The sequence below is a fragment of the Bradyrhizobium macuxiense genome (genome assembly GCF_007993935.1).
Taxonomy (GTDB): Bacteria; Pseudomonadota; Alphaproteobacteria; order Rhizobiales; family Xanthobacteraceae; genus Bradyrhizobium; species Bradyrhizobium macuxiense_A.
Genome location: NZ_VITY01000021.1, coordinates 132,843 through 145,913, shown reverse-complemented (window position 1 = coordinate 145,913; position 13,071 = coordinate 132,843). Strand labels below are relative to the sequence as shown.

The window sequence follows — 13,071 nt, the reverse complement described above, 5'->3', positions numbered from 1 at the left end:
TTGCCGTCGCTCGAAAGCTGCTCACCATCCTCAACGCGATGATGCGCGACCGAAAACCCTATCGGGCGGCTCCTTCAACATAACAGTTGCCGGCTCGCGCTTCGCTTGGCCGGGACGACGCGGCGATTGGGGTTGGCGCTTACACCACCAGCCCCTTCATCGGCTTCGCCGGCGCGCTGTCCGGAAACACCGTATCCGCCAGCACGCGCTCGCCGAGGCCGAACTGGTCGTGCAGCACGCCCTTGATCACGGCGCGGAGGTCAGTGGTCGGGGCGAGGTCGCGGGCCTGGTAGAGATTTGCCGGCTTCAGCCCCGGCCAATCGGTGATCATCCGGCCGCCATGGACCGCGCCGCCGGCGAGCAGCGCGATGGTGCCGGTGCCGTGGTCGGTGCCTTCGGTGCCGTTGATGCGCGCGGTGCGGCCGAACTCGGTGGCGACCACGATCACGGTGTCGCGCCAGCGCGCGCCGAGACCGCTCTGGAATTCGGCCAGCGCCCCATCAAGACCGCCGAGCAGTTGCGCAAGCCGGCCGACCGGACCGCCTTCATTGGCATGGGTATCCCAGCCGTCGAAGGCGAGCGCGCCGATCCGCGGGCCATCATCGGCCGCCATCAGCCTGGCGGCGCCGCGCGCCACCAGGCGCATCGCCGCCACGCCGCCGCCGCCGGGCTTCGGCTTCATCTCATCGCCCTGCGCCTGCTTCTCGAGCTGCAAGCCCTGCGTCAGCGCGCTCGCCAACGTCGGATCGCGATGCTGGTAGAGATCGAGCAGCCGCATCGCGGTGTCGTCGGCGGCCTGCGGCAGCGCGGTCGGGGCCCAGCCGACGGTCGGCGCTGCGCCGCGCAACACCAGCGGCGTGGTCGGGCCGACCGCCAGCGCACTCGTTACCCGCTCGCCCTTCGGCAATGCTTCCAGCGCGCGGTTGAGCCAGCCGGACTGCACGCGGCCGGGACCGGGGAAGCCGCTCTCCAGCACATCCTGGCCATCGAAATGCGAGCGGTCGCGATAGGAGGTCGCCACCGCATGCACCACCGCGGCCTGTTTGGCGCGATACATCCGCGCGAATTCCGGCATCGCCGGATGCAGGCCGAAGAATTGATCCAGCATCACCGCCGCGTTCGGTCCATCGGCCCTCAGCGCGATCGCGCCATGCAGGCCGGCATAGTCGGGATCGCCGACCGGCGCGACAGTGGCAAGGCCGTCGAGCGCGCCGCGCAGGATGATGGTGACGAAGCGCGGATCGCGGCCATCGGCGGCGCGCGCGAATTTCGGCAAGTACGCCCAGGCTGCAAAGGAGGCGCCGCCGAGCAGCAGCGCGCGCCGCGACGTCGCCTGCATCGTCAGGCTCTCGGAGCAATCCATCGTCATCTCCTCTGGAATTCCGGCGACATCAACAGGAGCGCCAGCGCCTGCTGCCGCGATTCCGCGCGCTCGATGGTGCGCCGCGTCTCCGGCGCGGCGGCATCCGCGGCAACGAGTTCGAGCAGGTCGCGCGGGTCGAACCGGTCGGCGAGTTGCGAGGCGAGCTGCGCCGAGATGTCGAGCCTGAGCTTGATGCCTTCAGGCGCCGCCCAGGCCGCCGAGGTGTCCGGGAAGCCGTTCGGCCCGGCCGGCGACCACAGCGGCTGGCCGAGCAAATTGAGGCCGTTGAGATAACGGCCCGGATCCTCCGGGTTGCGCGCCAGCAGCCGGCCGGAGGCGAGCAGAAATTCGTAAGGCGAGCGCATCTTCGTGAGCGGCGCCTGCCACGCCTCGTTGGACTGAACGAGCGCGGTGGTGAGCGTCCTGAGATCGCCGTCGGTCTTCGTGAACGTATCCTGCAGTTTCGCCACCAGTGCCGGCGGCGGATCGTCGGCAACGAAGTGGCGCGCGAACTTGGTCGCGATGAACTTCGCGGTCGAGGGATGCCGCGCAATGTCGGACAGCACCGCCTCACCCTGCGCGATGCCGGCCTGCGCATAGGTCTTGCCCAGCACCTGCTGCGGCCCCGGCTGATGTGCATTGGCGTTGAACACGAAGCTGCCTGGTGTGCCGAGCTGACCTTTGCGGCCGGCGAAGGTCCAGCCGGTGACGACGCGCGCCAGCGCCGTGACGTCGTCCTGGGTGTAGCCGCCGCCGACGCCAAGCGTATGCAGCTCCATGATCTCGCGCGCGAGGTTCTCGTTCAGGCCGCGATTGCGGTTGACGCCGGCGCGTGACTCCGGCCCGAGCGATTGCTGGTTGTCGAGGAAGAACAGCATCGCCGGATGCTGCTCGACCGCCTTCAGCATGTCGCCGAAGCGGCCGAGCACGTGCGGGCGGATCGCCTCGCGTTCGAACGAGCCGGCCCACATCCGCGCCAGCGCGCCCTTGTTGGCGGAGATGCAGAAGTGGTTGGACCAGAACACCACGAGCCGCTCGACAAATCCGCAATCGGCGACCACGCCGCGCTGCAGCCGCGCCAGCGCCTCGGCGCGGAACGTCTTCTGGATGATGTTGAGCGGCGGCGCCGGCGGCTTCGGCGGACCGGCTTGTGGCTGCATCGTCGCGGACGGCGACATCGCGCCATTGGCGTTGTCGGCCGGTTGCATCGCCGGATCCTTGCCGGCGATCTCCTTGGCCGCTGACGAAAGCGACAGGTTGCGCCGCTGCTGTGGCTTCGCGTCCGGTGCCTGCGGCGGCGTCTCGCTCGCGCCTTGCTGCGCCGCTTTCGCGGCGTTGCGCGCCTGCTGGATCTCGAACTGATAGTCGAACACCTGCCTGCCGAGCTCTGGCGTCGAGAGCAGGCCCGGCACTTCGAGCAGCGCGCCGTTCGGGCGCGCCAGTTCCGCCAGCACGAAACCGCGCGGATCGGAGGCTGCGTTGATGAAGTCGCCGGACGCCCCGCCGCGGGCGCCAAATCCAAACCGGTTGAGGGCAATCAGCGCGGCTTGCGAATCACGGGCCATCAGAATTCCCTTAACGGCCTATCCCGGCTATATCTGTTACACGGCATCATAGCGCGGTCCGGGATGAACCCGAGATTAATTCGTGCATTAAATCGCGGTTAGAAATGGACCTCTCGTCAACCGAACGTTCCGAACAAGCATCACCACGCCGGCTCGCCTGCACGGCCTGCGGCAGCGAGTTTTCCTGCTCGCTCACGGGTTCGTGCTGGTGCTCCGACGAGAGCTTTCGCCTGCCAATGCCAACCGATAGCGCCGACTGCCTTTGCCCGGCATGCTTGCGGAAACTGGCGGAACAGCAAGCAGCGGTGACCGGCAAGTGAACATACACGTGAACGCACCCTGGTCCGTCGACGCTGTCCTGCTCGACATGGACGGCACGCTGCTCGACACAGAGAAGGTCTACTTCGAGAGTCTGGTGGCGGCACTGAATGCGTGCGGCTACGCCGACGATGTCGTCGCGCTGTGCCATTCGATGGTCGGCCTTCCCGGCCCGGTCTGCGAGGCGATGCTGCGCGATCATTACGGCACTGCATTTCCGCTTGCCGAGGTCAATCGCACCTTCATCGTTACCCGCGACCGCATGTTTGACGCCGGCCTGCCGCTCAAGCCCGGCACGATCGAGCTGCTCGACGGCCTTGCCGCCGCCGACTGCCGGACCGCGATCGTGACCTCGTCATCGCGCCGTACCGCCGAGCGCCATCTCACCCTCGCCGGGATCCGCGACCGCTTCGACACGCTGCTGACGCTTGATGACGTGACGCACGGCAAGCCCGACCCGGCGCTCTATCTCAAGGCCGCCGCGCGGCTTGGTGTGACGCCGGCAGCCTGCATCGCGGTGGAGGATTCCAACCACGGCGTTGCCGCCGCGCATGCCGCCGGCGCGATCACATTGATGGTCCCCGATATGGCGCCGCCGACGGAAGAGACCCGCGCGAAATGCGCGGCCGTGCTGCCCGACCTCAACGCGGTGCTGGCGCTGCTGCAGGAGCGCGGCGCGCTTTAAGCGTTATTGCGAACACTTTTGGGTACCACGCTGGTGGGTTACGCTGGAGCCGTCATCGGACCACGCTTTGCGTCGCTCCGGTGGGCTACCCCACCATCCGCACCATCGCGATCCCGCTCAGATCGTTCGCACCTTCGATGACTTCGCGGTCTTTGCGCGTTTCGCCGCGGCGTGACCAACGCGCGCCGCGTGGCGGCTGCGCGTCTTCGCATCCAGCGCCGCCTGTCGCGTCTTGCCGCCACCGCGGTGAGCGGCATATTCCTTGCCATCGATCGGCGCCAGATGAGGCGGGTCAAAATCGAGATAGGGGCGCGCGACGCCAAACTCCTTGCCGTGCGCGTCGACCCATTTCCAGAGCCTCTCCGACGATCTCCAACGGTCGTCGCGTGTCGCGCCGTCGATGCTGACGATGTCGGCCGCGAGCCCATGGCCGTAGCCGCCACGGAAGCTGCCGCCGTGATACGACTTGTTGCTGGCCGCCTTCAGCCCGCTTGCAATCGACTGGCGGTAGTCATCGCGGAAGGCGCTGGTGATGCCGGGCGACAGTCCGGCCTGTTCCGCCGCGAGAAGCGCATGAAAGAGCTTCAGCTTGAAGCTCCGATCGACGCCTCCCATGACGTAGTCCATCATCGGCATGCCGGCTCTTTCGGCCGCCTTGGTGTCCTTCCAGGCGAAATCCTCATCGACGAGCCTGGTGAAGGTTCTGGTGACCGTCACCATCTTCTTCTTTCTCTTGACCGTCACCTGCCTCTGCTCAGGCACCTTGATGGTGTCTTCCTTGGGCGTCCTTTGATAGAGCGCCCACAGATAGCGATCGACGCAGGCGTTGACGTCCCAGCACTCGTCGAGAATTTCGACGGAGTCCACCGCCGGCTTGACCACGCGAGGCTCCGGATCCGGCGTGTTCGCTGCCGGCGCCTGCAGCGGCTGAATGTCCGCCGGCAGCGCCGGATCGGTCAACGCGGCCTCGACGACAGGTTCCGCCTCGTGCACGGCCGGCGCAGCATCGGCGGTCGCCACCGCTTCCTGTTCGCTCATGGTCGGTGCATGAGGGCCGTCGACGGCAGCGTTCGACGTGGCAGTTGCTGGTGATGTCGCCGATACGGCATCGGCGACGACTTCAGGTGCACGGGAATCATCAACTGATGCACCGGTGACCGACGCATCGGTGACTGACGCACCGATCTTCTCGATGCCAGCCGAACCGAACGCCGCAAACCATGAGACAAGACAGCCTGACAGAACGACCGTCCCGCTCAACGCTGCCGCCCGCACCCGCCGCGAATTCATTATCCCAGCCTCCACGGGCTCCTCGGGAGCCAGATTGCAAGCATGTGACGATGCGATCATCTGCTCAGGGCGTGGTCGCGCAATGGCGAATGAAGGTTAACGCCCCATCTTTCCGGACGATGTTGCCCGAATGCAACTCGTATCTGCGGGAACGGTGGAGGAACTCGCCGCCCGCAGGCGCGCCGCCAAAATATCGAAAACAACCCCATGCAAAGGAGCCGGCTGCCTCCAGCGTTCGGCCGGGCCGCTTGACACGTCGGGCAACTCAGGGATATACTTCTAATATTCCGAAATCGTGTAAGTGCCCTTCGCCCTAAAGGCGCCCGCGTCTCGGCTTCTCCAACGCTGTCTTGATCAGCCTGCGCGCGGCCGTGCCGCCCGACCTCGACGCGGTGCTGGCGCTGCAAGAACGATCCGCGCCGTCATTGCGAGCGACGCGAAGCAATCCATCATCCCGCATATGCGAAGCGATGGATTGCTTCGTCGCTTCGCTCCTCGCAATGACGGACCCTGATCGGCACGGGTGCTTTCTCATAGGACCCGCTTCTGAAGGTCAAACGGATGCCACTCGGCTCGGCGGCCTTGGCGGCTTTCGACGCAGAGCCGATGTCAGATATCCACTAAGGATCGCGCTTTGCCCACCAGGCCAGCGCCTGCTCGGTCCCCTTATCTCTGAAGAAGGCGGAGAGTTTCACGACGGCATCCCAGTCGTAATCCTCCCTGGATGCACACAATTCCTTTCCATTCTTGTCGAGCAGAGACAGATAGTATCGCCCGTCAAGGGTGCGCTGCCGTCTTAGTTGATCGACAACCCTGGCTGCGGGACTGATCAGTATCTGCACATCGTCAACTGGAAGCTCTATTTGGCAAGTGATCGTCGGGTGCCCCTCTGGGCAAATCAGATCAGAAGCGTGCTCGTCTTCAGTCTGCTGTCGTTGGACAGTCCACCGATGTCCGTGGTCGCAATGATAGTGCCGAAAAACTCTCATTCAGATGCATCCTATCCGGATTCTGGGTCGCGTTCTTGGGAGCGTAGCGGGCGCCCTTTACAAGTGCACGCCCTACCCGCGTTTCCGCCCCGGCTTCTTCAGCGCCGTCTCGATCAGCGTGCGCGCGGCCTCGCCGGCGGTCTCCATGTAGCTGGCGTCGCGATGCAGCTGCACGACGGCGAATGATCCGTCCAGCAGCAGCAGGATCTGCCGAGCGAGCTTGAGCGGATCGGCGATCCCCTGCTCCGCGAAGATCGCGCGCAGCCAGTCCTCGAATTTCTTCTTGTGCGCGGCGCCGATCCGGATCGCGGGATGACCAGGCATGTTGGCAAGCTCCGCGGAAGTGCGCAGGAAGCCGCACCCCTTCCACTTCGGATGCCGCGGCGAGCTTTGACCTCACATGAGCATCCCCAAAATGTGCTAAACTGGCCAACGAGTTTGTTTCCGTCGGGGAGGCAGGGCATGGATGAGTCCAGAAAGCTTGCCGCGATAATGGTGACAGACGTCGTTGGGTTCAGTCGGCTAACCGGCGCGGACGAGGACCGTACCCTGGCAAGGTTGCGCGCAGTTCGAAGCGACCTGATTGATCCGACAATCGCGGTCTACAAAGGACGGGTGGTGAAGCGTACCGGCGATGGAGCGATTGTCGAGTTTCGAAGCGTCGTTGATGCCGTTCGTTGCGCCATCGAGATTCAGAACTCGATGATCGAACGTAACGCCGGCGTGCCGCCTGAGCGTCGGATCGAATTTCGCATCGGCATTCATCTCGGCGACGTTGTCGAGGAAAGCGATGGCGACCTGATGGGCGACGGCGTCAATATCGCGGCACGACTGGAGGGCGTCGCCCAGCCTGGAGCGATATGTCTTTCGGAGGATGCTTATCGACAAGTGAAATCGCGACTCGATCTGGCAATCAGTGATCTTGGTGAGACAAGGCTGAAGAACATCGCCGAGCCTATTCGCGTCTATTCGCTTCAATTCGGCAACGCGACCGCGGTAAAAGCGCCGGCCGGGGCTACGGCCTCGACTGCGCCCAGACTATCGCTCCCCGACAAGCCATCAATCGCCGTCTTGCCGTTTCAGAACATGAGTGGCGACCCCGAGCAGGAATACTTTGCCGACGGGATCGTCGAAGACATCATCACTGCATTATCGCGGTTTCGTCAGCTATTCGTGATCGCTCGCAATTCATCATTCGCCTACAAGGGTCGGGCTGTTGACGTCAAGCAAATCAGCCGCGACTTGGGCGTGCGCTATATCCTTGAAGGGAGCGTTCGCAAGGCAGCAAACCGCATTCGCATAACAGCGCAGCTGATCGATGCATCAACGGGCGTGCATCTGTGGGCAGAGCGCTTTGACGGCGGACTTCAGGACATCTTCGAGCTGCAAGACCAGGTTGCGGCGCGCGTCGTTGGCGAAATTGCGCCAAAGCTGGAACAAGCCGAGATCGAGCGCGCGACGCGCAAGCCGACCGAGAGCCTCGATGCTTATGATTATTTTCTACGGGGAATGGCAAACGTCAACCATTGGACGAGAGCTACCAATGACGAGGCGTTGCGCCAATTCTACAAAGCTATGGAGCTGGATCCCGAGTTTGGCTCTGCTCATGGCATGGCCGCATGGTGTTATATCTGGCGGAAGCTTAATGGATGGGTGGTTGATCGCGCGCGCGAAAATTCCGAAGGCGCCCGCTTGGCCAGGCGCGCCGTGGAGCTAGGCAAGGACGATCCCGTCGCACTGTCCAGGGGTGGGCACGCGATCGTCTGGTTTGTATCTGACCTGGACAACGGCGCCGCTTTTATTGACAGGGCACTGGCACTGAATCCGAACTTGTCGGCTGCGTGGAACCTCAGCGGCTGGGTAAGGGCCTATCGAGGCGAGTTGGACCTGTCGATCGAACATCATGCCCGGGCAATGCGCCTGAGCCCACTCGATCCCATCCTCTACAACATGCATGTCGGAACTGCGTTTGCGCATTTTCTCGCGGGTCGTTACGACGAAGCGATCGTATGGGCAAATAGTGCGCTTCGCGAGCAGCCGAACTTCCCAGCTGCCAATCGCATTCTCGCAGCCAGCCACGCGCTCGCTGGTCACATGAATGAAGCACGAGAAGCGATGGCCCATTTACGTGAACTCGATCCGTCGTTGTGCATCTCAAATCTGAGCGAGGTATACCCTGTTCGTCTATCGGTGGATCTCGCCAAGTTAGTCGAGGGCTTGCGCAAGGCTGGGCTTCCCGAATGAGGGGTACAGGTGCTGTCCTTTCCCTTAAGTCGGAGATGCCGGTTTCGCGTCCGATCCTCATTTCCGGCTTTGCACGCCTACCCGCGTTTCCGCCCCGGCTTCTTCAGCGCCGTCTCGATCAGCGTGCGCGCGGCCTCGCCGGCGGTCTCCATGTAGCTGGCGTCGCGATGCAGCTGCACGACGGCGAATGATCCGTCCAGCAGCAGCAGGATCTGCCGAGCGAGCTTGAGCGGATCGGCGATCCCCTGCTCCGCGAAGATCGCGCGCAGCCAGTCCTCGAATTTCTTCTTGTGCGCGGCGCCGATCCGGATCGCGGGATGACCAGGCATGTTGGCAAGCTCGGCAGAGGTGCGCAGGAAGCCGCACCCCTTCCACTTCGGATGCCGCGCCGAGCGCGCGAGGTTCCTGAAGATCGCCTCGACCTTCGCCGGCAGGCCGCCCTCGGCCTCCGCGAACCAGGTCCGGAACAGCGCGAGGTTGGGCTGGTCGCGTGCGGCGAGATAGGCGGCGACCAGATCGTCCTTGCTCTTGAAGTGATAATACAGCGTGCGCTTGGTGAGGCCGGCCTTGGCGGCGACCTCGTCGACGCTGACGCGGCGGATGCCTTCATTGTAGAACAGCGCGCTCGCCGCCTGGACGATGCGCGCGCGGGTGGGCTCGGAGGGTCTGGGCATCCGCCGTATGTATACTAACCAGTGAATATACACAATTTGCAGCTAGCCCTACATTCCACTCCGACGCACACGAATGCCGGAGACTGCACATGCCCGAACCCATCCTGCTCGAAATCAAAGACGGGATCGCCCTGATCACCCTCAACCGTCCTGAGCAGCTTAACGCGCTGAACTACGCGCTGATCGATCAGCTGATGGCAGCGCTCGACCGCATCGAGGGCGATGCCGCGGTGCGCGCCGTGATCCTGACCGGCGCCGGCGAGCGCGCGTTCTCGGCGGGCGCCGACATCAAGGAATTCTCTCACAGCGTCAAACAGGGCGCAGCTGTCGCGGTGCGCGACTTCGTCCGCCGGGGACAAGCCATGACCGCGCGGCTGGAGGCATTCAAGAAGCCCATCATCGCCGCGGTCAACGGGCTCGCCTTCGGGGGCGGCTGCGAGATCACCGAGGCCGTGCATCTCGCCATCGCCAGCGACCGTGCGCTGTTCGCAAAACCCGAGATCAAGCTCGGCATGCCCCCGACCTTCGGCGGCACGCAGCGGCTGCCGCGGCTGGCGGGCCGCAAGCGCGGGCTCGAACTACTGCTCGCAGGCGATCCGTTCCCGCCCGAGCACGCGCGCGAGATCGGGCTGATCAACCAGATCGTGCCGCAGGATCAATTGCTGACGGCGGCGCACGAGCTCGCCGGCCGCATCACCAGGCATTCGCCCGTCGCCGGCACCATCACCGCGGTGACGCGCGGGCTCAACATGCCGATTGCCGAGGGCCTCTTGGTCGAGAGCGAGCAGTTCGCCGCGCTGGTGCCGAGCCGCGATCTCGCCGAGGGGCTGGCGGCGTGGAAGGAGCGGCGGCCGGCGAAATGTGTGGGAGCGTGAGCTCCAATTCTGACGCATCCGTCATTGCGAGCGAAGCGAAGCAATCCATCGATCCGCGCGCGCGGAAAGATGGATTGCTTCGTCGCTTCGCTCCTCGCAATGACGGAGAGAGAGTGGGGCCTACCGCACCACTGCCGCGGTCTGTCCGAACAGCAGCTTGCGCTCTTCCTCGGTGCGGATCGCGGGCTGGCCGAAATTCGGGTTGACTTCCTTGGCCTTGGCATAGGCGCGCTCGGTCGCGGGGCGCTTGCCGATCGTCTCCAGCCAGCGCTTCAGATGCGGGAAGTCGTCGATCTCCTGGCCCTGGTTCTTGTAGGGCACGACCCAGGGATAGCTCGCCATGTCGGCGATCGAATATTCGCCGGCGATGAATTCGCGGTCGGCAAGCCGCTTGTTGAGCACGCCGTACAGCCGGTTGGTCTCGTTGACATAACGGTCGATCGCATAAGGCAGCTTCTCGACCGCGTAGTTGCGGAAGTGATGGTTCTGCCCGGCCATCGGCCCGAGCCCGCCCATCTGCCAGAAGGTCCACTGGATCGCGTCATAGCGGCCGTAGAGATCTTCGGGCAGGAATTTTCCGGTCTTCTCGGCGAGATAGAGCAGGATCGCGCCTGACTCGAACAAGGAGATCGGCTTGCCGCCGCCCTTCGGGGCGTGATCGACGATGGCCGGAATGCGGTTGTTCGGCGCGACCTGCAGGAAGTCCGGCTTGAATTGATCGCCCTTGCCGATGTTCACCGGGAAGACCTTGTATTCGAGCCCGGTCTCTTCAAGAAACATCGTGATCTTGTGACCGTTCGGCGTGGACCAGTAGTGGAGATCGATCATGGGCGTGATCCTGCATTTGCAAGGGATTGCTGACGCATCGCGAGAAAGATGCGATTGCATGAAGTTGGGCGCAAAGCGGCGGCCAAGTCAATGGCGGCGCATTGCACAGCGCGCGAATGTGATCTGCAAACAGTGCAAGCGCCCGATTGAGCCGCGCCCCGATTGCACCTAGGCTCCGCGTGCTTCGTATTGAAAAATTTTCAGAACAAGGGGGACTATGATGACACGTGATTTGGCACGACGCGAATTCCTGAAAGGCTCGGCGGCGATCGCGGGCGCGGCGGCCGCCGGCGCATTCTCCTGCGTCGAGATCGCGAGCGCGGCGCCGATCGAGGTGCCGACCGTCGACAAGCTGTCGATCCGGGTGCTGGTCGATTCCAGCTTCGACATCTTCTTCAAGCCGAAACAGGCCAACGGCGTCTCAATCGTTCCGGCGTCGCGCAACGCCGATTACCAGCGCTCGCTGCACAATGAATGGGGCCTGTCGCTGTGGCTGGAGTCGGAGGCCAAGGGCGCGCAGCGCACTCTGATGCTCGACTACGGCTATACCCCGGACGTCCTGCTCAACAACATGGCGCTGGTCGGCGTCGATCCGTCGAAGCTCGACGCCCTGATCGTGAGCCACGGGCATTACGATCATTTCGGCGGCCTCAACGGCTTCCTCGACAAATTCCGCGACAAGCTGCCGGCCGACGTCAAGCTCTATGCCGGCGGCGAGGATAATTTCTGCCACCGCGTCAGCCCGACCCCGACCAAGGGCCAGTTCGCCGATTTCGGCACGCTGGATCGCCGCCAGCTCGCCGCGCAGCGCGTTACCACCGTGCTGTGCGAGACGCCGACCGTGATCGCCGGCCACGCCTTCACGACCGGCAAGATCACCCGCCGCAGCATCGAGCGCGTGCTGCCGCAGACCTGGGTCGAGTTCGGCATCAAGGACGGGCTCGGCTGCAACGCCAGCCACTATCTGCCGGCCGAGATGGACGGCAAGATCGTGCCCGACGAGCACATCCATGAACACGCGACCTGCTTCAATGTGAAGGATTTTGGCTTGGTCGTGATCTCGTCCTGCGGCCATGTCGGCATCGTCAACTCGGTGAAGCAGGCGCAGGAGGTCTCGGGCATCCAGAAGGTCCACGCGATCGTCGGCGGCTTCCACCTCGGACCGGCGCCGAAGGACTACCTCACCGAGGTCGTCGCCGAGATCAAGAAGCTGGATCCCGACGTCGTGGTCCCGATGCATTGCTCCGGGCTCAACTTCGTGCAGGAGGCGACCGCGCAGATGGGCGACAAGGTGATGGTCACCACCACCGGCAGCCGCCTCTCCTTCGGCATATGAGACGAAATAAACTGCGCTCGATCGCGTGCGCCGGCGCCGGCCTCTGGCTGACGCTGGCGCCCGTGCTGGCCGGCGATGCGGCACAGCAATCAGCGCGCTCGGCCGCGGAGATCATGGACATCCTGATGTGGAACAGGGAGCCGGTCGGTGGCCCGTTCACACTGACCGATCAAGCCGGCCATGAGCGCACCGACAAGGAGTTTCGCGGCAGGCTGATGCTGGTCTATTTCGGCTTCACCTATTGCCCCGACGTCTGCCCGACCGATCTGCAGGCAATCGGGCTGGCGCTCGATAAGCTCGGCCCTGACGGCGATCAGGTGCAACCGATCTTCATCACGGTCGATCCCGAGCGCGACACCGCTAGCCATCTCGCCGAATACGTGCCGCTGTTTCACCCGCGCCTGATCGGGCTGACCGGCAGCGCTGAAGCGATCCGCCAGGTCGCCGATGCCTACAAGGTCTATTACGCGAGGGTGCCGCTCAAGGACGCCGGCGACTACACCGTCGATCACACCGCCTACATCTATTTGATGGACCGCGACGGCAATTATCTCGGCTTCTTCCCGCCAGGCACATCCGCCGACCGGATGGTCGAGATCATCCGGCCGCGACTCGCCGAGCCGGCGCGCTGACGCGTCGCGTCAATGCATCCGTCCATGCGCGCGCAAGAAGGTCTCGCCGGTTTCCGTCACCATCACCCGCATGCCCTCGACCGAGGGACGGCGCGCGACATAGCCGCGGTCGACCGCGTCTTCCCAGATCGTCAGCCGCGGGCATGAGGTGCGCCAGACCTCGAGCACCTCGGCATAGCGCCGTGGCTCGCGGGCGACCCATTCGACGAGATCGAGCACCAGGGCGTCTGTGGTCTCAGTCATTGGGTCCTCGCCGGGTCAGCAGGGATTGT

The 13,071-nt window shown here is 64.1% G+C and carries 11 protein-coding genes and 1 pseudogene; 5 read left to right on the top strand and 7 right to left on the bottom strand.

The window, feature by feature from the left end; all coding sequences use genetic code 11:
* Positions 1 to 139 precede the first annotated feature (139 nt).
* Positions 140 to 1,369 (bottom strand): DUF1501 domain-containing protein, encoded by a 1,230-nt coding sequence (locus FBZ93_RS37805; RefSeq protein WP_146992625.1) that lies wholly within the window; start codon positions 1,367 to 1,369, stop codon positions 140 to 142.
* On the bottom strand, positions 1,366 to 2,928 hold the full coding sequence (locus FBZ93_RS37800) for a DUF1800 domain-containing protein (protein ID WP_146992623.1): 1,563 nt from the start codon (positions 2,926 to 2,928) through the stop codon (positions 1,366 to 1,368). Before FBZ93_RS37800 ends, FBZ93_RS37805 begins: the two co-directional genes overlap by 4 nt.
* 328 nt (positions 2,929 to 3,256) lie before the next feature.
* On the opposite strand from FBZ93_RS37800, the gene FBZ93_RS37790 reads away from it, so the two are divergent.
* A complete protein-coding gene (locus tag FBZ93_RS37790) occupies positions 3,257 to 3,931 on the top strand; it encodes an HAD family hydrolase (RefSeq protein WP_146992620.1) in 675 nt (224 codons plus the stop codon).
* 117 nt (positions 3,932 to 4,048) lie between these two features.
* Here FBZ93_RS37790 and FBZ93_RS40955 read toward each other — a convergent pair whose 3' ends face one another.
* A complete protein-coding gene (locus tag FBZ93_RS40955) occupies positions 4,049 to 4,969 on the bottom strand; it encodes a hypothetical protein (RefSeq protein WP_349643279.1) in 921 nt (306 codons plus the stop codon).
* A gap of 1,313 nt (positions 4,970 to 6,282) precedes the next feature.
* A pseudogene (locus tag FBZ93_RS37780) lies at positions 6,283 to 6,591 on the bottom strand (TetR/AcrR family transcriptional regulator); the annotation flags it as partial.
* Between the two features lie 81 nt (positions 6,592 to 6,672).
* On the opposite strand from FBZ93_RS37780, the gene FBZ93_RS37775 reads away from it, so the two are divergent.
* Positions 6,673 to 8,454, top strand: a complete 1,782-nt coding sequence (locus tag FBZ93_RS37775) for an adenylate/guanylate cyclase domain-containing protein (RefSeq protein WP_146992618.1) — start codon at positions 6,673 to 6,675, stop codon at positions 8,452 to 8,454.
* Between the two features lie 77 nt (positions 8,455 to 8,531).
* Here FBZ93_RS37775 and FBZ93_RS37770 read toward each other — a convergent pair whose 3' ends face one another.
* Entirely contained in the window at positions 8,532 to 9,128 is a 597-nt protein-coding gene (locus FBZ93_RS37770) for a TetR/AcrR family transcriptional regulator (RefSeq protein ID WP_146992616.1), read from the bottom strand.
* Positions 9,129 to 9,217: 89 nt separating this feature from the next.
* On the opposite strand from FBZ93_RS37770, the gene FBZ93_RS37765 reads away from it, so the two are divergent.
* A complete protein-coding gene (locus FBZ93_RS37765) occupies positions 9,218 to 10,003 on the top strand; it encodes a crotonase/enoyl-CoA hydratase family protein (RefSeq protein ID WP_146992614.1) in 786 nt (261 codons plus the stop codon).
* 120 nt (positions 10,004 to 10,123) lie between these two features.
* Here the strand turns inward: FBZ93_RS37765 and FBZ93_RS37760 are convergent, their stop codons facing one another.
* Positions 10,124 to 10,831 carry a glutathione S-transferase N-terminal domain-containing protein gene (locus tag FBZ93_RS37760; RefSeq protein WP_146992613.1) on the bottom strand — a complete coding sequence of 236 codons (708 nt, stop codon included), beginning with the start codon at positions 10,829 to 10,831 and terminating at the stop codon, positions 10,124 to 10,126.
* Positions 10,832 to 11,051: 220 nt separating this feature from the next.
* Here FBZ93_RS37760 and FBZ93_RS37755 point away from each other — a divergent pair, with 220 nt between their 5' ends.
* Positions 11,052 to 12,167 (top strand): MBL fold metallo-hydrolase, encoded by a 1,116-nt coding sequence (locus tag FBZ93_RS37755; protein ID WP_146992611.1) that lies wholly within the window; start codon positions 11,052 to 11,054, stop codon positions 12,165 to 12,167.
* Positions 12,164 to 12,799: an SCO family protein gene (locus FBZ93_RS37750; protein WP_146992609.1), complete on the top strand. Its 636-nt coding sequence runs from the start codon at positions 12,164 to 12,166 to the stop codon at positions 12,797 to 12,799. The genes FBZ93_RS37755 and FBZ93_RS37750 overlap by 4 nt, the downstream gene beginning before the upstream one ends.
* A 9-nt stretch (positions 12,800 to 12,808) precedes the next feature.
* Here the strand turns inward: FBZ93_RS37750 and FBZ93_RS37745 are convergent, their stop codons facing one another.
* Entirely contained in the window at positions 12,809 to 13,042 is a 234-nt protein-coding gene (locus FBZ93_RS37745) for a hypothetical protein (protein ID WP_074130215.1), read from the bottom strand.
* Positions 13,043 to 13,071: the final 29 nt, after the last annotated feature.